The following is a 20,548-nucleotide window of genomic DNA, read 5'->3' as shown; positions in this document are numbered from 1 at the left end:
TCCTGTGATGAAAACTGCCTCGATAGGCATTGCGCTGGAAAACGCGCTTCTTTGGTCTGTAAACATGCTCTACTCGTGGGTGCTTGTATTCCTGCTCATAGGAGTAGGTATAGCAATCACCGTTTATCTTGGTTTCCCACAGATAAAGAACGCAAGAGACATTTTTCATTCGGTCTCGGGCTCTCGAACTCAGGTTCTGCAGGGCGTGACATCTTTCCAAGCTTTCGCGGTAGGTATTGGCACGCGCGTTGGCATTGGTAACATCGCGGGCGTTGCCCTCGCTCTTGTAATGGGAGGTCCGGGCGCGATCTTCTGGATGTGGATAGTAGCCCTGGTTGGTATGGCAACTTCGTTTGCAGAATCTGTGCTCGCTCAGGTGTACAAGGAAAAACACCCCGATGGTGTCTTCCGAGGCGGCCCCGAGTACTACATGCGTAAGGGCCTGGGCTGGAAACAAGCCGGCATTATTTTTGCAGTTATTTCCGTGGTGGCTTCTGGCCTCGCGGTGCCAATGGTGCAAATCAACACGGTGGCGGCAACGTTCAATGCAAATCATGACATTTCGCCGTACTCCACGATGCTCTTTACTTTCCTACTTCTGGCCCCTGTCATTTTGGGTGGCATTAAGTCAGTGGCACGTGCGTCCGAGTACCTGGCCCCGATTATGGCTGCGGTCTACATCCTCATCTCTATCGTCGTGATTATTCTTAACCCGGCAGCGGCTCTCGCGGCGCTCGTCCTGATCATCAAATCAGCGTTCGGCTTTGGCCCGATTGCAGGAGGCATACTGGGCGGCATCTTCATCGCCCTTGTAAATGGCGCTAGACGCGGTCTTTTCTCCAACGAGGCCGGACTTGGTACTACGCCTCACGCGGCTGGTTCTGCAACCGTAGCTCATCCTGCACAGCAAGGGTTTTTGCAGGCATTTGGCGTATTCATTGACACGATCATCGTGTGTACGGTCACCGCGCTTTTGATCCTCACATCGGGATTGTACGAGGCCGGCATGGATCCCGAACTGGCCGGCTCGCTAACCGCGCAGTCCGTGAGTGCGCAACTGGGATCCTGGATGGCCCTTCCCATGTCGCTCATCATTTTCATTTTTGGTTACACCACGGCGTACGGTGCTTATTCTTACGGCCAATCCGCACTCGATCACCTAACTCGCAATAAGTACATCTCTTTCGGGTTCAGGGTTGTAGCTGTCATTGTCGCTTCTCTCGGTGCAATCGTGAAGCTCCCGGTGGTGTGGGCGGTGTCGGACCTTCTGCTGGGGCTAGGCGCAATCATTAACCTGCTGGCCCTCATTGCTCTAATGAAAGTTGTACGAACCATATTGCAAGACTGGAACGAGCTGCGTGACAGCGATGACATGAGCTTCAAGATTGCGAAGTACCCCGAACTTGAAAAGCAAGCCGACAAGGATATCTGGGTATAGCTACACTGGGGGCGTCAAGGTTTAGGAGGACCCAGTGCGAGTAACAAGATTTAGTGCGGGTGCGAACCCCAAGTACGGAGCCATTGCTGAGGGAGCGGACCGTATCGAAGGGCTAAAAGGAGACCCTCTTTTTCAAGGGGTGGAGCCGTCCGGCGAAGTCTTTAAACTCGACGAGGTGCGCCTGCTCAGTCCGGTGATTCCTCGCTCAAAAATCGTTGCTGTTGCAAAAAACTACCGCGACCATGCGGCTGAAATGGGTGGGGAAGTGCCGGACCATCCGAATATCTTTTTCAAGCCAAACACCGCTGTGATCGGTCCGGATGACCCGATTGTTCTGCCCGAGTGGAGCCGTGAAGTCCACTACGAGGCCGAACTGGCCGTGGTTATTCGCACGCTGTGCAAAGACGTAAGTGCAGAAAACGCTCTCAACTACGTGTTTGGTTATACGGTTGCCAACGATGTGTCCGCGCGTGATGCGCAGCGAATCGACGGGCAGTGGGCCCGTGCGAAGGGGTTCGACACGTCCGCTCCGTTGGGGCCGTGGATCACGGTAGATCCGCAACTAGATATTGATGACCTCAATATTGAAACGCGAGTAAATGGCAAAGTGGTGCAGCAGGGCAATACTCGCGACATGGTTTTTGACGTGCCCTATTTGATTGAGTACATTTCGTCGGTTATGACACTCCTACCTGGTGACGTCATTATGACGGGCACTCCTGCTGGTGTTGGGCCTATTGAAGCAGGAGACCGCGTGGAATGTGAGATCGAGGGCATTGGTAGCCTCGCGAACTTTGTGACGAGGTAACAAACTGAACTTTATCGCGGCGTTCAACAACTCGCGTCTACCCATTACTTCAGCGCAAAACGACATTGCGGCAGCGGTTTTGGGCAGGCGCCGCTTCGTTCTATCTGCCAGCCCCGGTTCGGGTAAGACTACGCTGGCGCCGCTACTCATTCGTCATCTTCTCGATGAGCAAGGTTCGAGTGGGCGCATCCTGATCGCGCAGCCGCGCAGGGTGGCCGTGAGATCAGCAGCAAAATATGTGGCGTCTTTGTTGGAGGAAGAACCTGGAGGCGCGGTTGGCTGGACGATGCGCTCGGACCGGAAGATCAGCGCACATACGCGGATCGAGTTCACAACTACCGGTAGTTTGCTTCGCCGCCTCCTCGCTGACCCTGATCTAACCGGCGTTGATGCTCTATTGCTAGACGAGGTGCATGAGCGTCACATCGATTCAGACCTCGCCCTCGCATTCGCGCTCGACATCGCAGATATGCGCGATGACCTCCTGCTTGGAGCAATGTCTGCAACGGCGGATGTGGATAGATTCCACGCTTTGCTGGCGAGTTCAGCGCAAACGGACCGGATTGAGGTTGCGGGAGATCCGTATCCGCTGAGCCAAGTGTGGAGGCCAGCGTCTGCACCAGCGCTTGACGCGGGAGGAGCCAGCCCGGACTTCTTGAGCCACCTTGCGTCTACTGCGGTTGAGGCTTTTGAAAACAATGGGCCGACCCTCGTTTTTGCCCCGTCGATTCGCAACGTGGAGGACGTGGCCGCAATGATCCGCGGCGCCGGGATCCGCACGTTCACTCTGCACAGTGGTATTACAACGCAGCAACAGGACGAGGCGCTGGCACCGGGTGAGCGGGTCATTGTGGCAACTGACATTGCAGAGACATCGCTAACGGTTGCAGGCATCAACTGTGTGGTTGACTCTGGGCTGACGCGCAGCCCGCGATTTGATGTGCGTCGCGAGGCCGCTGCGCTGGTAACGGTCAGAGCATCTCGTTCTTCTGCAACCCAACGCGGCGGTCGCGCCAATCGCACGGGCCCTGGTGTTGTGTATCGATGCTATTCGCAAACAGATTTTGCAAGAATGACGCAGTATGCCACCGCGCAGATTGAAAGCGGGGACTTAACCGAAGCCGCGCTACTTGCGCATGCCTGGAGCGAGCCGGAGCAGATGCGCTTGCCTTCTCCATTTCCTGCGCCAGGGTTGACGCGGGCAGAAACCACCCTAGAAGGTATCGGCGCTCTAGCCGGCCGGCAGATAACGGACGAGGGGCGCATGTTGGCTATGGTGCCGGCAGACCCACGCATGGGGCGCGCCCTCCTTCTAGCCAGTAGGTGGAGCGGGCAGGAGCAAACCGTGGCGCGGATCGTTGCGGCGTTAGCCACCGAAACGAGGTCGGAAAGCGCCGATATTACAAAAGTGCTGAATCAGGTGCCGCAAGCCGATGTTCGCAGATTTCGGTCCATCGCTTCCAAGTTTTCGCCCTCGTATGGGTCTGCTTCTCCAGACCTTCTGCTGAATGAAGCGGATCTTCCCGGTGTTGTGATCGGTCTGGCCTATCCGGGGCGGATTGCGAAACAACGGGGCAAACAAGATGGTCAGAAAAGACGCTTCCTGGCGGCTTCCGGTACAGGATTTAGCGTTGATGCAACTTCTCCGCTCAGCTTTGAAACCTGGATTGCTGTTGGCGGCGTGCTCACAACAGGCGGGGTTACAAACGTGACCGTGGGGGCTCCACTACAACCGGAGTGGGCGCGTTGGATCGCAAAGCCAATGTTGCGATCCGAGGTCGTGACCGAGCTTACGGGAGGGCGGATTACTGCAAGTTGCATTGAACGGTTGGGCCAGATCGAGCTTGGACGCCGACGCGTGCAACCGACGATTGAGGAAGTGCGAAAGGTGCTCGCAACTGCCCTGGAGGAGAGGGGCCTGGACTTATTCAAGCTAGGCGCAGCGGGCCTTGACCTCGTGAATAAAGCCAGGTACATCAGCGCGCGGGACGCGTCTTGGCCAGAACTTTCAAACGATCAACTCGCAAGCTCGGTAGATGAGCTACTTGGAGAGTGGTGGGAAGACCTCCTTGGTGGAAAACCGCTGGCGCAAATCGACGTTACAAACGGACTCAAAACTCTGATCGGATGGAACAAGGTAGCAAAGCTAGATCAGCTGGTGCCAAATTCGATCGAACTGCCCTCCGGTAATCGCGCGCGAATCGTGTTTGATCCGGAGCGAGGCCCAACCGTACGTGTAAAACTGCAAGAAACGTTCGGGTTCAAGAAAGTGCCAACGGTGATGGGGGAGCCGCTCACATTCGAACTTCTATCGCCCGCCGGACGACCGCTTGCCATCACCTCGAATTTGGAAACATTCTTCAACGAAACCTACTCGCAGGTGCGCGCGGAAATGCGCGGACGCTACCCCAAACACCCGTGGCCCGAAGATCCGTGGACCGCCACCGCCACGCGCAAAACCAACGCGCGTTTGCGGTGAGCCGGGACCCTAAGCAGACAGCGCTGTCATGCGTTCGATTGAACGGCGCACGACCCCAGCGGAAGACGCGAAACCGAACCGCACATACTGCTCAAAACCTTTACCGAGGGCATTGCCGGGCGTCGTACGAACCTTCGCTTCTTCAAGCAGGTACTCCTGCGGATTTTGTACGCCGAGCTTAGATGCGTCAATCAGCCCCATGTAGGTTCCCTGCGGCGTAGCCCAACTGAGCGAGGAACCCTCCAACAAGCCATCGATTAAGGCCACATTCTGCCGCAGGTAGGCATTTAGTTCGCTCAGCCACTCCTCGCCTTCTTCGTATGCGACTGTTGTCGCCATAGCGCCGAGCGGTGTCGGATGATTCAGCCACGCAGCCGCGGCCTCGAACCTATTGATCATCTGCCCCGTTGTGATCATTTGCGCGCAGTGCAGCCCCGCCAAGTTGAAGCCCTTCGACGCTGCAACCGCGGTGACCGTCCGGTCAGCAAAAGCCGGATCCAGGCCGGCAAAGCAAATATGGGAAGAGGGGGTTGCAACCAGCGGAGCGTGAATCTCGTCATTGAACACAAGCAGGTCGTGACGAGTCGCAATCTCTCCTAAACGCGTTAGTTCACCGGCGGTAAGAACCCTACCGGTCGGGTTCCACGGGTTGCAAAGAATAAGCAGATCAGCATTCTTGGCCGCGACCTCAATGCCATCAAAATCGAGTTGCCACATGCCATCGGCAATCGCGGAAGGAACCTCGATAACCTCGTGACCAAACTTGCCCGGTAGCGTCAAAAAAGGCATGTAAGCAGGGGTTGGGACTATCACCCGTGAGCCGGGCTTCAACATGTGGCCAAGGATCGCATTCAAGCCATCGAGCACTGATGATGCCAACCGCACATTCTCGGCTTCAGCCTCAAGACCGTAGCGGCGGCCAACTACGCTCGCGGTGGCGTCTTTAACCCGGTCGGACAGTTCCTGTGGCATGTAGCCTAGAAAACCCCTCTTAATGGCGCCCACGAGGGCTTCTTCAACTATCGGAGCGGTGCCGAAGTCCATCTCTGCAACCCAATGGCCAGACACGCCCGGCATCTCCCACTTCAAAAGACCGCTGGTGTGGGCGGTGTCCTCGTCAAAAGCATCAAAATCAGTCATTGCAATCCCTTCCGCCTACAACCATAACGACAACGGTGGTTGCGTACGCAAGTGGTACGGGGCAAGGATGGGCTGTGAAGTCAAAGACTTGGTGCGTGGCAACCACGTTGAAAAGCCGGCGCGTAAACGATGTAGAATCGAGACATCATGGATACTATAAATGGCGGCAAAGTCCGCGTTCGTTTTTGCCCATCACCAACTGGAACCCCTCACGTAGGAATGGTCCGCACCTGCCTGTTTAACTGGGCGTGGGCCAGGCATGTTGGGGGTACGTTTGTGTTCCGCATTGAGGATACCGACGCCCAGCGAGACTCTGAGGAGTCATTCGATCAGATTATCGATTCTCTAACTTGGCTTGGCCTGGACTGGGACGAGGGTGTGCTTAAAGGCGGGCCGCATGAGCCGTACCGGCAGTCGCAGCGCATGGACATTTACAAAGACGTCGCGGCGAAACTGCTAGAAGCCGGTTACGCCTACGAGTCCTTCTCAACGCCAGAGGAGATCGAAGCGCGCCACAAAGCAGCAGGTCGTGATCCAAAGCTTGGCTATGACGGTTTTGACCGCAATCTTACGGAAGATCAGAAAGCTGAGTTTCGCGCACAGGGACGCAAGCCGGTGCTCCGCCTGAGGATGCCGGATGAGGACATTACCTTCACGGACCTCGTTCGCGGTGAAATCACGTTTAAAGCCGGCTCTGTTCCGGACTATGTGATCGTGCGAGGAAATGGTCACCCTCTCTATACCCTCGTGAACCCCGTAGATGATGCGCTCATGGACATTACGCACGTGCTACGTGGTGAAGACCTGCTATCTTCCACCCCGCGTCAGATCGTTTTGTATCGCGCTCTCATCGAGCTCGGAATCGCAAAGCAGATGCCGGAGTTTGGCCACCTGCCTTACGTTATGGGTGAAGGCAACAAGAAGCTGTCCAAGCGTGATCCGGAGTCGAACCTGTTGCTCCACCGCGAAAACGGCATGATTCCAGAGGGTCTGCTGAACTACCTAGCCCTACTTGGCTGGGCGATTAGCCCCGATGAAGACATCTTCTCGGCTGAAGAAATGGTGAAGGCGTTTGACATTCACGATGTGAACCCCAACCCGGCGCGTTTCGACCTGAAGAAGGCCATTGCGATTAACGCCGATCACATTCGTATGCTGGAAGAGGATGACTTCAAGCGTCGCATCGTGCCGTTCCTTTACCGCGACGGCTACGTGTCAGCTGAAGAGTTTGATGGGCTTACGGCTCGTGAACAGGAAATCATCACCAAGGGAGCGCCGCTAATTCAAACGCGCATTCGCCTACTTGGCGAGGTTGGCGGCATGCTCGGCCCGTTCTTTGTGGAAACCGAAGTGCTTGAGTTTGAAGATAAAGCTGTGGGCAAGCTCAAGGACAATGCTGGCGAGGTTCTGCGTGCCGGTATAGAGGTCATAGAAGGCCTGCCCGAGTTCACCGTCGAATCTTTGGAAGAGGCGTTACGAGCCCGCCTCATTGATGAAATGCAGGTCAAGCCTAGGCTTGCATTCGGGCCGCTACGCACCGCCATTTCTGGCCGACAGGTGTCTCCGCCACTGTTTGAGTCCATGGAAATTATGGGCAAGGAAGAGGTCTTGGCAAGGTTGCGCCAGCTGGAGGCCAAGCTCGCCCAGTAGCATCCGTGAACGTGAACTAAATAACGATGATCGGATTTTGTAAGGTGATGCTTCGTCGGGTAGAGTTTCTTGTTGGCGCTTCCTAGTGAAGGCTTTCCGTCAGCGGGAAACCGCACGAAGAAGCTACCTTACCTTGGGGTATGGTGTAATTGGCAGCACGAGTGATTCTGGTTCATTTAGTCTAGGTTCGAGTCCTGGTACCCCAGCGAAGCACCTGACCGTAGGTCAGAGGTTTCAAAGCGAGTAATCGCAAGGCCCCCATCGTCTAGCGGCCTAGGACACCGCCCTCTCACGGCGGCGACACCGGTTCAAATCCGGTTGGGGGTGCAGGTTCTAGTAACCAAATTGGCGCGAAAGCGCTTAGGCCCCCATCGTCTAGCGGCCTAGGACACCGCCCTCTCACGGCGGCGACACCGGTTCAAATCCGGTTGGGGGTGCCACAGCACCTGAGAAATCGGGTGCTTTTTTGCTACCGGGTGCCTGTTTCACATAATGTTCAGTGCGCTTAGAGGTGTAAAGATCTAGTTGCGCCAGTCCTCGTACAGCTCCAGGTAGGTCTGCAGGCCGCGGCTCCAAGTGTGGGTAATGCGGTTCTGAAGCGCGTATTCGCGAAGTTTCTTGAGGCGCTGCGGATGTTTAGCGAGCATCGCGAGAGCCGCGGCCATCTCTTTGTCACTCGAGGTTTCTAAGCCGTCGCGGCCATGAGTAATGAACTCTTCAATCCCTGAGCCCTGGCGGTAAATGACGGGCAAACCGCACGCGCGAGCCTCCAGAGCCGCGATTCCGAACGCCTCTTTAACAACCGGGGACACAAAAACCTCTGCGCGCGTATACGCATCAGCCAGTTGCGTGGACATTACCTTTCCATGCAGATGCAGGCGACCACCCGAGAGTCCGGGGCGGGCCAAAGCAGGCCGCAGACCGCCGTCGCCGTACACGTGCACGTCTACGCGCGCCCGCCTTGCGATCTCGGCAAGTTGTAGAACTCGTTTTCTTGGAGCAAGCCGCGTGGCCGTTACTGCTCGGAGGGGCGCAGAAGTAGCCTCCTCGTTGAAATGGGTCAAAGCTGCTTGACGCGCCTGCTCCCAGGGTTCATCAAAGATCAAGTTTGGCAGCACGGCTACTTCAACGTTGCCCCGAGCTGCCGCATTAACCGCCCGTGCAGCTGGCGCCGATACCGCAGTGAGTCGTATTCCGGCGCTCTCCCAAGCGGGCAGGGGATTGACCGCGCCGTACCACCAAGTGCTACCGCCAAGGTGGGAGTGCCAGGTCAAAATCGCCCTCGTACCGGTCTTAATACAGGCCTGCACTGCCATGCGCGCGAACGGCGAGACCAACCCCATGTGAATGTGAACGACATCAAACGAGGGCAAAGCCTGCTCCAGCGCCTCACTTGCAAATGGATTCACCGGAAGATCTAGAGGGATATGTGCGGTCAGACGCCGCACCGTAACTTCGCCATCAAGCTCCGTAAAATCACCGCGCTGCGAGGTTGCGGGCGTTGCCGTAATCACCGTGACGCTGTGGCCGGCGACGGCAAGGGCTTGGCCCAGATTGCGCACCTGGGTTTCAATCCCCCCAACGCGCGGGCTGTACGGGTCAGAAACGAGGGCAATCCGCATTTGCTAAGTGCGAACTACAGGCCAAGTTCTTCGGCGCGGCGCAGGAAATCTGACAGACGGTTGGCCGCTGCAACTACCGACGGGCCGTGTTGGCGGCCAGGCTGACGTCCCATCCGCTCCACGGGGCCCGAAATAGAGATAGCGGCAAGCACTTTGCCTCCCGGACCGCGAACAGGAGCAGACACAGACGCCACGCCTATCTCGCGTTCAGACACGGACTGCGCCCAGCCGCGACGGCGAACGGCAGAGAGCATGGTCGCGTTAAACGAAGCGCCGTATAGGCCGCGGTGAAGGCGGTCTGGCTCTTCCCAAGCGAGGAGCACCTGGGCTGCGGATCCTGCTTTCATCGAAAGTGTGGCGCCAACTGGGATGGAATCGCGCAGACCGATCTGGCGCTCAGCTGCCGCAACGCAAATGCGTTGGTCTCCCTGACGGCGGTAGAGCTGTGTTGATTCCTTCGTGTGATCGCGCAACGCGATGAGAACCGGCGTGGCTGATGCGAGAAGGCGATCTTCGCCAGCAGCCGATGCGAGTTCTGACAAGCGAGGGCCCAAAACAAAACGGCCCTGCATGTCGCGAGCAACGAAACGGTGAAACTCAAGAGCGACTGCAAGGCGGTGCGCGGTTGGCCTGGCCAATTTAGTAGTTGAGACTAACTGGGCAAGCGTTGCCGGCCCGGCCTCTAATGCGGACAAAACAAGCGAGGCTTTATCTAAAACGCCTACGCCACTGGTGGGAGCTTTTTCATCCATACACCGATCTTGCCATCTCAATCATTGAGATAGCAAACTCCTGGATATGATCGGCCGCACAAAAGTGCAGGTGGCAAGCTTTGGGTTGGGTGAACGTGCGGGTGATTGTGCTGGGACATGCGGGGCAGTGGTGTGAGTAATGGAGCATCTGCAGGCCGTGCGTTATAGATTAGTGCAAGGGATAATAATGAATTCAGCTAGCTAGATTAAGTAGGAAGGCTTCCATGGACTCGGTTTTGCGTGTGCAGGGCGGCAAACCTTTGACGGGAGACATCACCGTTCGCGGTGCAAAGAACTTCGTTCCAAAGGCGATGGTGGCAAGCCTACTTGGTACAACCCCCTCGAAGCTCTCAAATGTTCCTCTAATTAGGGATGTGGACCTGGTTTCTGAGCTTCTCGGTCTGCACGGCGTACATATTAATTTTGACCAGGGTGCCGGTGTCCTCGAACTCGACCCGTCAAACGTCGAGGTCGCCCACGTATCGGAAGTCCAGGCCCTCGCCGGATCATCGCGCATTCCGATTCTTTTTTGCGGCCCCCTCTTACATCGTCTAGGAGAAGCCTTCATTCCTGACCTGGGAGGTTGCCGTATTGGTGACCGTCCAATCGACATGCACCTGGATGCGTTGCGGGCATTTGGTGCGCAGGTAGATAAAGAAGATAACGGCATTCGCATCACCGCTCCAGACGGTTTGCGCGGCGCCAAAATCAAGCTTCCTTTCCCGTCGGTAGGCGCCACCGAGCAAACCCTGTTGACCGCGGTAATGGCTGACGGCATCACAGTGCTGAAGAACGCGGCCATCGAGCCGGAAATCATGGACCTAATAAACGTCCTCCAAAAGATGGGTGCCAGCCTGTCCGTTGATACCGATCGCACGATCCGAATCGAGGGAGTATCGGAGCTACGCGGATTTACACACACCGCGATCTCAGACCGCATCGAGGCAGCCTCGTGGGCTTCTGCAGCCCTGGTAACGCACGGCGACATTTACGTGCGCGGAGCGCATCAGCCAGACATGACGACGTTCCTGAACGTATTTCGCAAGGTTGGTGGCCAGTTTGAAATTGACGATGCTGGTATCCGTTTCTTCCACCCAGGTGGAGAGTTGCAATCGATTGTGCTCGAGACCAACGTGCACCCCGGCTTTATGACCGACTGGCAGCAGCCGCTGGTTGTTGCCTTGACGCAGGCGAAGGGGCTTTCAATCGTCCATGAGACGGTTTACGAAAATCGCCTTGGATTCACGAAGGCTCTTAACCAGATGGGTGCGGAAATCCAGATTTACCGTGAGTGCTTGGGCGGCACCCCGTGTCGCTTCGGGCAGCGCAACTTCTACCATTCCGCTGTTATCTCTGGACCTACACCGTTACACGGCGCTGAAATTACAGTTCCAGACCTGCGTGGAGGTTTCTCCTACCTCATTTCTGCTCTGGCAGCTGAGGGGGAGTCCATCGTGCATGGCATCGATGTGATTGCCCGCGGATACGAACACTTCCTCAGCAAGCTTGGCCGCTTGGGTGCCGATGCGGAAAGAATGTAGGAGAAGGCGATGAGTAAGCCGGCAACTGGTATCTATAAAGTCGCGGTTGAAGTCCTGCGTCCTGTTGCGAAACTAACCACCAAGCCGCATTGGCGCGGCCGAAACAACCTTCCCAAGGATGGCCCCTTCATCCTCATCATGAATCACGTGACTGAGTATGACGTGGTGGTAGTGGCTCACTTCATTGTTGATGCCGGACATGCCGTGCGCGTTCTTGCTAAAGACAGCCTGTTCCGGGTTCCCGGACTTCGGCGCGTGCTGACCGGAGCAAAAATGGTGCCGGTAAGTCGGGGAACTTCCAGCGCTGGCGATGCCCTCAAGAATGCGAAAATTGCGCTTGCTGAAGGCGAATCCGTAGCTATCTTCCCGGAAGGCACGCTCACCACAGATCCTGATCACTGGCCCATGAAGTTCAAGACGGGAGCCGCTAGGCTTGCCCTCGCAACCGGGGTTCCTGTAATTCCGTTGGCGCACTGGGGAGGCCACGAGATCATGCACCGCTGGAGGAACTCGTTCCCCTTGCGTAGGCGTGACACGTGGGTGATGGCTGGGCCCGCACTCAATTTCTCTGATCTGAACCAGGATGAAAACGATCACGAGGCTGTCAAAGAAGCGACGCGCCGCATGGAGGATGTCATCACCTCGATGATCGAAGAAATCCGCGGGGAAAAAGCCCCCGAAACCAGGTGGGATCCAAAGCTCAAGGCATACCCTCCCGTTTCGGGTACTTAGACGCCTTGCCCGTTGGTTGTAGAAACAGCAAGCAAGAGCCAGGAAAGCCTTGTACCTTGCCCTACTTGCGTAGGTCGATCACGAGCCGCTTGGGATCTTCAAGAGTGAACACTCGATATTCGCGCTGTTTATCGCTTGATACCGCGATGTGTGTCTCAGATTCGAACGAGCCGTCAAACCAGGCGATGACATTGTCATCCAGCCGTTTATCAGCGGGGCCGTTGTAGTAATATTCCGCAGCTCCGGGAATCGCTGGCCAGGTTGCGCCGTGGATCATAATGTCAAGCACGTTGCCCTGCGGAATTGGCAGTGCCTCGCCGCGCCCGAGCTCAACAGACTTATCGGTCCAACCAATGGTCCAGCCGGGATCGCCCTGGCCCACGAACTCGACCACCACGCGGTAGTAATCCTCGTGTACACCTACGCGAAAATCGTGGGCCAGCAAGGAAGTGTTTGAAGTACCTTCAACCTGCTCAGATGGTCCAGAAATCCATTCCGCCTCGTCCGTAGGAACAACAGTTTCCGCCGTCGTGTCCGCATACGGTGTGGGCAGGTAGGTTTCGGCCTCAGTAGTTGCCGACGTAGAGGCGTCAGGGGAGCCTTCGTCCTGGCTGCATCCGCTAAATACCAATGCCGCTAGCATCGTGGTTAGCGCTACGCTGGCTCGTACTTTTTGATTCATGGTGAGTTCCAATCGCTACTTTTGTCTTACTGTAACCCGCCCAAGCGAGGGCTTCATCTACAATCGACCCCTGACCGACCTCGACGATCAAAATCGCGGTAAACGGCAGATAGTGTCTAACACGCGACATATTTTTGAAGGCACGCGCGAGTTGATTGAACTTGATCATTTTGAAGTAAAGTCAAGGTCATGAGTGATTCTCCAAAAAAGACCCGCGTCGCCCTGATTTTCGGAGGGCGTAGCGGCGAACACCAAATTTCTTGTGCAACAGCCGCAAGTGCAATGGCGGCCATCGATCCCGCGAGGTACGAGATCTTGGCAATCGGTATTACGCCCGATGGTGAATGGGTGCGCGTGCCGGCAAAGCCCGAACTCTACGAGATGGTTGATGGGCGAGGCGTGATGATCGAAGCCGGAGAATCCGCTGTGTCGCTGTGGGCCGGAACTTCGCGGGTGGTGGAGAAACCGCGCGCAGTTTCCGGGGAACGAATTGCGGCCACCGACCTGGGTAGCGTTGATGTAGTGTTCCCCCTGCTTCACGGACCCTACGGTGAAGACGGCACCATACAAGGGCTAATGGAGATGTCTAACGTGCGCTACGTGGGCTGCGGTGTCGCGGCCTCGGCCGTGTCTAATGACAAGCACTTGACCAAAGCGCTCCTGCTTGGCGCCGGCATTTCCGTGGGGCGGTGGACGCTGATCACTGATCATGAATGGAGGAGGGATCGCTCCCGTGCTCTGGAACAGGCTGCAAGCGTTGGTCAGGATCTGTACGTGAAGCCCGCACGCGCCGGCTCCTCGTTGGGGATCACCCATGTTGAGGACCTGGACATGCTCGAGGATGCGATCGAAGAAGCTCGCAAGGTTGATCCACGTGTGATTGTTGAGGCTGCGACGGTGGGCCGCGAGATCGAGTGCGGCGTCCTCGACTTTGGGAGCGAGGGGGCAAGAGCCTCCAGGTGTGGCGAGATCGTGGTTGCCTCGCGCGATGGCTTCTATGACTACAAGACTAAGTATCAGGCGCATGATGACGTGACACTTTCTACGCCCGCTGACCTGCCCAAAGCCGTGGAACAGCAGATTCGAGAAACCGCTGTGCGCGCGTTTGAGGTGCTCGGTTGCGAGGGCCTTGCCCGCGTGGACTTCTTCTACAACGAAGAATCTGGAAAAATCACGATTAACGAGGTGAATACTATGCCGGGATTCACCCCGTGGTCCATGTATCCAGCGATGTGGCAGGCAACCGGGATGGAATATTCCGCCCTCGTTTCGCATCTAATCCAGCAGGCTCTGGCGCGTCCATTAGGGTTACGCTAGAACGTAGCGGCTCTACTTCTTCGTTTTCAAAATGGTAGGGCCATTAGGCGTAATATCTGCGCCCCGTAGCAAGCAGTGTTCTCATCCGTGCAAACAAATCGATCGAATATGGTTAAAGTATCAACTATGAAGCCACGCGTGACGTTAGTAACCTCTTCTGAATTGCCCAATCTTTATCCTGGTGAGGAAGGCTTGCCGGATGAATTGGCGCAGCGAGGATGTGATCCCCAGGTTAAGCGCTGGGATGACCCAGATGTTGATTGGCAAGATGCTGGTCTCGTAATTGTTCGCTCCGTATGTGATTACGCGACGAGGCGCGATGAGTTCCTGGCATGGACTAAGACGGTGCCGCGCCTGCTGAATCACCCGGACATTCTGGAGTGGAACTCGGACAAGCACTATTTGAAGATTTTGAACGAAGAGTTCGGGCTTCCAATCATTCCCACTACGTGGCTTGATGTTGAGAAGAAACTTTCAAAACACCGCGTACACTCGCGTTTCCCAGCCCTCCAGGATTTTGTTATCAAACCCGCGGTTTCTTCTGGAGCGCGCGATATTGGCCGCTACTGTGCGGTAGAACCCGCTTCGAGAAGGGCCGCCGTTGGCCACGTGATGAGCCTTTTGAACGAAGGACGTTCCGTGATGTTGCAACGCTACCAGGAGGCGATCGACAAGCACGGCGAGATCACCCTGGTGTTCTTCAATGGACTCCTTTCGCATGCGGTTCAAAAACAGCCGATGTTGCACGACGCTTCGATCACGATGGAATCCAAGCAGGAAACGCTGGTTAAAGCCCGCGAGGCAACGCCGGAGGAGTGGCGTTGGGGTGAAACTATTCGCGCTGCCCTCCATGCCTACGTCAAGCAACGCATGGGCCGTGACGAGCAGTTCCTGTTCAACAGGGTGGATATTGTGCCCGATGGGGAAGGCTCGTTCATGGTTATGGAAGTTGGCCTGGTGGACGCACAGCTCTACCTGGACTCCTCACCAGAGGCCCTCGGGAACTTCGCTGACGCGATTTCGGTTCGAGCGCACTGGTAAAAGAGGTTCTCTGGCCCCTGCGGTGTGGTAGAGGCAACGCGGTGCGCGTTTTGTTTAGTGCGTCGTTACTGCTACGATTATCTATCGTTGCATAAGCAATGATGGTGGCTGTAGTTCAGCTGGTAGAGCACCTGGTTGTGGTCCAGGACGTCGCGGGTTCGAGTCCCGTCAGCCACCCGGATAAAGATCCGACCAAACGGTCGGATCTTTTTTATTAGCTGTGTGGTGAATTACACCGGCCCGCTTTCTCATCGGCGTCGCGTGCGGGCTATACTTTCTGGCGAATGGCGATGAATCGGCCGGGCAACCGGGTATCACCGATGAGCCTCCGGAAGAACGGCTTAGCCTAGTAGACCCGGACGGGTAAGCCCGTGATAGCAGTTCGAGCGGCCAAAGCATTTGGCAAGCGAGGTGGTACCGCGCACCAACCCACCGGGTTGGAGACGTCCTCGAATGATGAACGAGGACGGAACAAATGAGCAACCACTACCCCCGCCACCGTGATGGCGACGTCGTAGCATCCCCTTCTTTCCCCAGCCTTGAAGAAGAGATTTTGGCTTACTGGAAAGAAAATGACACGTTCAAGAAGTCCATTGAGATCCGTCCTTCAGGTGAGGCCGGTTCCAACGAATTCGTGTTTTATGACGGCCCGCCGTTTGCTAACGGTTTGCCGCACTACGGCCACCTTCTAACCGGCTACGTTAAAGACATCGTTGGTAGGTACCAGACGATGCAGGGCAAACGCGTGGAGCGCCGCTTCGGCTGGGACACGCATGGTCTTCCGGCCGAGCTTGAAGCACAGCGCGTGCTCGGCATTGAGACGAAGGACGAGATCGAAGGTCCGAACGGCATTGGCATCAAGGAGTTCAACGACGCGTGCCGCACTTCCGTTTTGCGCTACACGAACGAGTGGGAAGAATACGTTACTCGTCAGGCTCGCTGGGTTGATTTTGAGAACGACTACAAGACTCTTGACATTGACTTCATGGAGTCGGTCATCTGGGCATTCAAGACCCTGTATGAAAAGGGTCTTGCATACGAGGGACACCGCGTCCTGCCGTACTGCTGGAACGATGAGACGCCGCTTTCAAACCACGAACTCTCGATGGATGACGACGTCTATCAGATGCGTCAAGACAACACCGTAACGGTTGGCCTGCGTCTAGAGACCGGTGAACTTGCACTTATCTGGACTACAACGCCGTGGACGCTTCCTTCGAACCTCGCGGTAGCCGTCGGGCCAGACGTTGATTACGTGACCGTGCAACCCGAAGAAGGGCCGCTTGCCGGTGAACGCGTAATCCTCGCGAAAGATCTCGTTTCTTCCTACGAGCGCGAGCTGGGCGAAGAACCATCGGTTGTTGCCCAGCTGAAGGGCTCAGACCTCGTCGGCCGCGCGTACGCTCCGATCTTCGACTACTTCATCAACGATGAGGATATTCCTGGCCCCAAGGCGTTCCACATCATTGCCGCCGACTTTGTTACCACGAGCGACGGCACCGGCCTGGTGCACCTGGCGCCCGGCTTCGGTGAAGATGACGCAAACGTGTGTAAGGAAGTCGGCATCAAGACGGTTGTGCCGATTGACGACGGTGCGAAGTTTGTGGCCCCAGTTAAAGACTATGAGGGCGTGCATATTTTCGATGCGAACCGCCCCATTATCCAGGATCTGAAGGACGGCAGTGGCCCATTAGCGCGCCGCACTGAAGGTGAGCGTGCGGTGCTGGTTCGCCAACAGTCTTATGAGCACTCTTACCCGCATTGCTGGCGTTGCCGGCAGCCGCTGATCTACAAGGCCGTATCGTCTTGGTTCGTTGAAGTTACGAAGATCCGTGATCGCATGTTGGCCCGAAACGAGGAGATCAACTGGGTTCCAGAGCACGTCAAGGAAGGCCAGTTTGGTAAATGGCTTGAGGGCGCGCGCGACTGGTCGATTTCGCGTAACCGGTTCTGGGGTGCGCCGATTCCCGTGTGGAAGTCGGATAACCCGGAGTATCCGCGCGTGGACGTGTACGGCTCGCGCGCTGAGCTTGAGCGCGATTTTGGAGTGAAGGTCGATAACCTCCACCGCCCCTACATCGATGAGCTGGTGCGTCCAAATCCGGACGACCCAACAGGCAAGTCGATGATGCGCCGCATTTCCGACGTGTTTGACTGCTGGTTCGAGTCTGGTTCAATGTCATTTGCCCAGGTGCACTATCCGTTTGAGAACCAGGAATGGTTCGAGAATCACTACCCGGGCGATTTCATCGTCGAGTACATCGGGCAAACGCGCGGCTGGTTCTACACGATGCACGTGATGGCAACCGCGTTGTTCGACAGGCAGTCATTCCAAAACGTTGTTGCCCATGGCATTGTGCTGGGCGATGATGGCCGCAAGATGTCGAAGTCGCTACGTAACTACCCGAACGTTAATCACGTGTTTGACACGTACGGATCGGACGCGATGCGGTGGTTCCTCATGTCATCTTCCGTGGTTCGCGGTGGCAACCTGATCGTTCGAGAAGAATCGATCCGCGACACGGTTCGCCAGATGATCCTGCCCCTGTGGAATACGTACTACTTCTTCGCTCTCTACACCGGTGCGGCAAACGGAGGAGAGGGATACTTCGCAAAGCCTATTCCGCTGGACTCGGCCGTCGTCGCTGATCTGCCGGTAATGGATCGCTACCTACTTGCACGTACGAGAGATCTCGTGCTCGCGGTAGAGGCAGCGCAGAATGCGTATGATATCCCGGGTGCAACTGCCCATGTACGTGAGTATTTGGATCTGTTGTCAAACTGGTACGTCCGCACTTCTCGCCAGCGTTTTTGGGAGGAGGACGAGGCTGCATTTGACACGATGTACACCGCGCTTGAAGTTATGATGCGCGCAATCGCGCCGCTTTTGCCGCTAATCAGCGAGGAAATCTGGCGCGGCCTCACGGGTGGTGAGTCCGTGCACCTGGAGGATTATCCGAAGCTCGGCGACGCGTGGGCGGATGACGAGCTGGTTGCCACCATGGATGAGGTTCGTTCGGTTGTCTCAGCTGCACACAGCTTGCGTAAGGGCGAGAAGCTGCGCGTGCGTCAGCCGCTGCGTGACCTGACGGTCATCTCGGAGCGGGCGGCTGAGCTTTCGAGCTACGCGGACCTGATCGCGTCGGAGATCAACGTGAAGAACGTGACCTTGAAGACGCCATCTGAATCCGGGTTGCGCGTTGCGCAGGAGCTTAAGTTGAATCCGCGCGAGTTCTCGGCCGAGGTTCGTCGCCACACTTCGAAGCTTTTCGCCGCGCAAAAGCAGGGGCAGTGGCAGGTAGACGGCGACGAGGTTGTCTTCCCCGGAGTCGTAGTTGATGGCGAGCCGGTTCGTCTCGGTGGTGAAGCCGTGTCGGTAAGCACGAAGGTTGAGGCTGAAGAAGGCCAGGTCGCAACGGTCCTTTCTTCAGGATCCTTCGTAGTTTTGGATACTCAGATCGACGATGAGCTCGAGGGCGAAGGTTTTGTCCGCGACCTCATCCGCCAAGTTCAGGATGAACGCAAGGCCGCGGGTCTGCACGTTGCAGATCGCATCAAGCTAACCCTGAGCGTGCCGGCTGAGCGAGTTAGCGTGGTGGAAAAGCACGCTGACATGCTGAAGGCTGAGACCTTGACGCTGGACCTAACGGTTGAAGCCGGTGACGAGATCAAGATTCACGTGGTGAAAATGCAGTGAAAGATTTCGACATCTTCCACGAGTTTGCTGACACCGAGGGCGGTGGCGAGCGCACTCCTGAACAGGTTGTAGATGAGGTCATGAATCGCGATGTCTCCGCCTCCCTTAAGGAGGTCATGGAGGCAGCGCACATGGCCGCGCCTAACCTCGTTGAGAGTGGCGAGGATACAAGCGAGAACGACCTAGATGAGGAAGCTACTCACCTGTACCCGACGGCTGATGAGACCGAGGCGGTTTATCACGCGATTGAACGCGAGATTCTCTCGCGCATGCCCGAACATAAGGTTCAGCCAAGTATTGAACGCGTGCAACTGGCGATGCATATCCTCGGCGATCCGCAAAATCTCTATCGAAGTGTGCACCTCACAGGCACAAACGGAAAGACATCCACGGCGCGCATGATCAGTGCGTTGTTGCGCGCGTCGGGCCGAAAGGTGGGGCGGTTCACCAGCCCGCATCTAACCACAATGCGGGAGCGAATCAGCGTGAATGACGAGCCGATTTCACAGGCTCAGTTTGTTGCGGCGTATGAGGACGTCGCTCCTTACCTCGCGATGGTTGATGAGCACTCGAAGCGTAGCGGTGGCCCCGCGATGTCGTTTTTTGAAGTGCTGACCGTCATGATGCTGGCCGCGTTTGCGGATGTGCCGGTTGATGCCGCAGTGGTTGAGGTTGGTATGGGCGGCAAGTGGGATGCAACGAACGTGATCAATGCGGACGTTGCCGTCATCACGCCCATTGCTCATGACCACGAAAAGTGGCTCGGCTCTACGCTAGCCGAAATAGCAACCGAAAAGGCGGGCATCATCAAGCCCGGTTCATTCGTCATTTCGGCGAAGCAAACCCCTCAGGTCCTTGAGATTTTGCGCGATCGCGCGAACGAGGTTGGAGCGGTGCTACGCGTTGTAGGTGAGGATCTACATCTGGTTTCTTCCCAGCTCGGAGTGGGCGGGCAGGTGGTGTCCATCCAGACGCCAGCAGCTCTCTACAACGACATTTTCATCCCGCTTTTTGGCAAGCATCAGGGTGAGAATGCAGTGCTGGCTCTTGCGGCGTTCGAAGCATTCAACGGTGGCCGCGAAGTGGAGCCGGGCATCGTTGAAGAGGGGTTTAGGATGGCTACGTCCCCCGGGCGCCTCGAGGTTGTGCGATCTTCTCCCTCGATTGTGGTGGATGCGGCGCATAACCCACACGGCGCGCGTGCATTGGCGCAGGCCCTCACTGAGTCGTTTGACTACACGAACATTGCGGCGGTTTATTCCGCGATGGCGGATAAGAATGTCGAGGCCACCCTGGCTGAACTCGAGCCCGTGGTGGGGGATATTGTGATTACCTCGATGGACACGCCGCGCGCAATGGATACGGAAGAAATCGCGCAGATCGCGAGGGATGTATTTGGCGAAGACCGCGTGTTTGTGGAGCCGTCGCTACTTGATGCGGTTGACCTTGCGGTGGAACGCGCTGAGTTGAATCCTGATCCGGCAGGTTCTAACGGTGTAGTTATTACGGGTTCTGTGGTGCTCGCAGGAGCAGCTCGAGATCTGATCAAGCACTAAACGTTAAACGAAGGCGACCTGCACTCCAATTCTGTGGTGCAGGTCGCTTTTTGTATGTAAGAATTGTAGAGACCTGAATCTAACCGACGTGCT

14 protein-coding genes and 4 tRNA genes are annotated in these 20,548 nt (G+C 56.5%); 14 read left to right on the top strand and 4 right to left on the bottom strand.

The genetic code is table 11. The annotated features are described in order from the left end of the window. The first annotated feature begins 7 nt into the window (after nucleotides 1–7). Genes HMPREF2854_RS06380 through hrpB form a run of 3 tightly spaced genes read left to right on the top strand, consistent with a single transcriptional unit; the run spans nucleotide 8 to nucleotide 4,725 of the window. On the top strand, nucleotides 8–1,438 hold the full coding sequence (locus HMPREF2854_RS06380; protein WP_070620614.1) for an alanine/glycine:cation symporter family protein: 1,431 nt from the start codon (nucleotides 8–10) through the stop codon (nucleotides 1,436–1,438). 34 nt (nucleotides 1,439–1,472) lie between these two features. Next, a complete protein-coding gene (locus HMPREF2854_RS06375) occupies nucleotides 1,473–2,246 on the top strand; it encodes a fumarylacetoacetate hydrolase family protein (RefSeq protein ID WP_070620611.1) in 774 nt (257 codons plus the stop codon). Between the two features lie 4 nt (nucleotides 2,247–2,250). Beyond that, nucleotides 2,251–4,725 (top strand): ATP-dependent helicase HrpB, encoded by a 2,475-nt coding sequence (gene hrpB, locus HMPREF2854_RS06370; protein ID WP_148130917.1) that lies wholly within the window; start codon nucleotides 2,251–2,253, stop codon nucleotides 4,723–4,725. A gap of 9 nt (nucleotides 4,726–4,734) precedes the next feature. Here hrpB and HMPREF2854_RS06365 read toward each other — a convergent pair whose 3' ends face one another. Next, nucleotides 4,735–5,865, bottom strand: a complete 1,131-nt coding sequence (locus tag HMPREF2854_RS06365) for a MalY/PatB family protein (protein ID WP_070620605.1) — start codon at nucleotides 5,863–5,865, stop codon at nucleotides 4,735–4,737. A gap of 147 nt (nucleotides 5,866–6,012) precedes the next feature. On the opposite strand from HMPREF2854_RS06365, the gene gltX reads away from it, so the two are divergent. From gltX to HMPREF2854_RS06345, 4 genes are all read left to right on the top strand, one after another. After that, nucleotides 6,013–7,515, top strand: coding sequence for a glutamate--tRNA ligase (gene gltX / locus HMPREF2854_RS06360; RefSeq protein ID WP_070620602.1), 1,503 nt, complete (start codon nucleotides 6,013–6,015; stop codon nucleotides 7,513–7,515). 134 nt (nucleotides 7,516–7,649) lie between these two features. Then, a tRNA-Gln gene (locus HMPREF2854_RS06355) sits at nucleotides 7,650–7,721 on the top strand. 48 nt (nucleotides 7,722–7,769) lie between these two features. Beyond that, a tRNA-Glu gene (locus HMPREF2854_RS06350) sits at nucleotides 7,770–7,842 on the top strand. Between the two features lie 37 nt (nucleotides 7,843–7,879). After that, nucleotides 7,880–7,955 (top strand) — tRNA-Glu (locus tag HMPREF2854_RS06345). Nucleotides 7,956–8,036: 81 nt separating this feature from the next. Here HMPREF2854_RS06345 and HMPREF2854_RS06340 read toward each other — a convergent pair. Together HMPREF2854_RS06340 and HMPREF2854_RS06335 are read right to left on the bottom strand one after the other, a co-directional pair. Continuing rightward, on the bottom strand, nucleotides 8,037–9,137 hold the full coding sequence (locus HMPREF2854_RS06340) for a glycosyltransferase family 4 protein (protein ID WP_070620600.1): 1,101 nt from the start codon (nucleotides 9,135–9,137) through the stop codon (nucleotides 8,037–8,039). A 14-nt stretch (nucleotides 9,138–9,151) separates the two neighbouring features. Continuing rightward, on the bottom strand, nucleotides 9,152–9,889 hold the full coding sequence (locus tag HMPREF2854_RS06335) for an IclR family transcriptional regulator (protein WP_016444969.1): 738 nt from the start codon (nucleotides 9,887–9,889) through the stop codon (nucleotides 9,152–9,154). 224 nt (nucleotides 9,890–10,113) lie between these two features. On the opposite strand from HMPREF2854_RS06335, the gene murA reads away from it, so the two are divergent. After that, on the top strand, nucleotides 10,114–11,430 hold the full coding sequence (gene murA, locus HMPREF2854_RS06330) for a UDP-N-acetylglucosamine 1-carboxyvinyltransferase (RefSeq protein WP_070620597.1): 1,317 nt from the start codon (nucleotides 10,114–10,116) through the stop codon (nucleotides 11,428–11,430). A gap of 9 nt (nucleotides 11,431–11,439) precedes the next feature. Then, nucleotides 11,440–12,162: a lysophospholipid acyltransferase family protein gene (locus HMPREF2854_RS06325; RefSeq protein ID WP_070620594.1), complete on the top strand. Its 723-nt coding sequence runs from the start codon at nucleotides 11,440–11,442 to the stop codon at nucleotides 12,160–12,162. Nucleotides 12,163–12,223: 61 nt separating this feature from the next. Here HMPREF2854_RS06325 and HMPREF2854_RS06320 read toward each other — a convergent pair whose 3' ends face one another. After that, nucleotides 12,224–12,844 (bottom strand): AMIN-like domain-containing (lipo)protein, encoded by a 621-nt coding sequence (locus tag HMPREF2854_RS06320; protein ID WP_148130916.1) that lies wholly within the window; start codon nucleotides 12,842–12,844, stop codon nucleotides 12,224–12,226. A gap of 189 nt (nucleotides 12,845–13,033) precedes the next feature. On the opposite strand from HMPREF2854_RS06320, the gene HMPREF2854_RS06310 reads away from it, so the two are divergent. The 5 genes from HMPREF2854_RS06310 to HMPREF2854_RS06290 all read left to right on the top strand — a co-directional run bounded on the left by HMPREF2854_RS06310 (nucleotide 13,034) and on the right by HMPREF2854_RS06290 (nucleotide 20,455). Continuing rightward, complete coding sequence (locus tag HMPREF2854_RS06310) at nucleotides 13,034–14,161, top strand: D-alanine--D-alanine ligase family protein (RefSeq protein WP_070620585.1); 1,128 nt, start codon at nucleotides 13,034–13,036, stop codon at nucleotides 14,159–14,161. 126 nt (nucleotides 14,162–14,287) lie between these two features. After that, nucleotides 14,288–15,202, top strand: a complete 915-nt coding sequence (locus HMPREF2854_RS06305) for an ATP-grasp domain-containing protein (protein ID WP_186822306.1) — start codon at nucleotides 14,288–14,290, stop codon at nucleotides 15,200–15,202. 104 nt (nucleotides 15,203–15,306) lie between these two features. Beyond that, a tRNA-His gene (locus HMPREF2854_RS06300) sits at nucleotides 15,307–15,379 on the top strand. Nucleotides 15,380–15,677: 298 nt separating this feature from the next. Next, nucleotides 15,678–18,899, top strand: a complete 3,222-nt coding sequence (gene ileS / locus HMPREF2854_RS06295; RefSeq protein WP_070620578.1) for an isoleucine--tRNA ligase — start codon at nucleotides 15,678–15,680, stop codon at nucleotides 18,897–18,899. Further along, entirely contained in the window at nucleotides 18,896–20,455 is a 1,560-nt protein-coding gene (locus HMPREF2854_RS06290) for a bifunctional folylpolyglutamate synthase/dihydrofolate synthase (protein WP_070620575.1), read from the top strand. The genes ileS and HMPREF2854_RS06290 overlap by 4 nt, the downstream gene beginning before the upstream one ends. Nucleotides 20,456–20,548: the final 93 nt, after the last annotated feature.

Origin of the sequence: Actinomyces sp. HMSC075B09, assembly GCF_001812395.1 — a bacterium.
In the GTDB taxonomy this organism is placed as follows: domain Bacteria; phylum Actinomycetota; class Actinomycetes; order Actinomycetales; family Actinomycetaceae; genus Gleimia; species Gleimia europaea.
The sequence above is the reverse complement of the archived record's forward strand: the minus strand, read 5'-3'. Positions and strand labels throughout refer to the sequence as shown.

Coding starts and splice junctions, on each gene's coding strand:
- HMPREF2854_RS06380 (WP_070620614.1), top strand. CDS start 8: ATGAAAACTGCCTCGATAGGCATTGCGCTGGAAAACGCGCTTCTTTGG.
- HMPREF2854_RS06365 (WP_070620605.1), bottom strand. CDS start 5,865: ATGACTGATTTTGATGCTTTTGACGAGGACACCGCCCACACCAGCGGT.
- gltX (WP_070620602.1), top strand. CDS start 6,013: ATGGATACTATAAATGGCGGCAAAGTCCGCGTTCGTTTTTGCCCATCA.
- HMPREF2854_RS06340 (WP_070620600.1), bottom strand. CDS start 9,137: ATGCGGATTGCCCTCGTTTCTGACCCGTACAGCCCGCGCGTTGGGGGG.
- HMPREF2854_RS06335 (WP_016444969.1), bottom strand. CDS start 9,889: ATGGATGAAAAAGCTCCCACCAGTGGCGTAGGCGTTTTAGATAAAGCC.
- murA (WP_070620597.1), top strand. CDS start 10,114: ATGGACTCGGTTTTGCGTGTGCAGGGCGGCAAACCTTTGACGGGAGAC.
- HMPREF2854_RS06325 (WP_070620594.1), top strand. CDS start 11,440: ATGAGTAAGCCGGCAACTGGTATCTATAAAGTCGCGGTTGAAGTCCTG.
- HMPREF2854_RS06320 (WP_148130916.1), bottom strand. CDS start 12,844: ATGAATCAAAAAGTACGAGCCAGCGTAGCGCTAACCACGATGCTAGCG.
- HMPREF2854_RS06310 (WP_070620585.1), top strand. CDS start 13,034: ATGAGTGATTCTCCAAAAAAGACCCGCGTCGCCCTGATTTTCGGAGGG.
- HMPREF2854_RS06305 (WP_186822306.1), top strand. CDS start 14,288: ATGAAGCCACGCGTGACGTTAGTAACCTCTTCTGAATTGCCCAATCTT.
- ileS (WP_070620578.1), top strand. CDS start 15,678: ATGAGCAACCACTACCCCCGCCACCGTGATGGCGACGTCGTAGCATCC.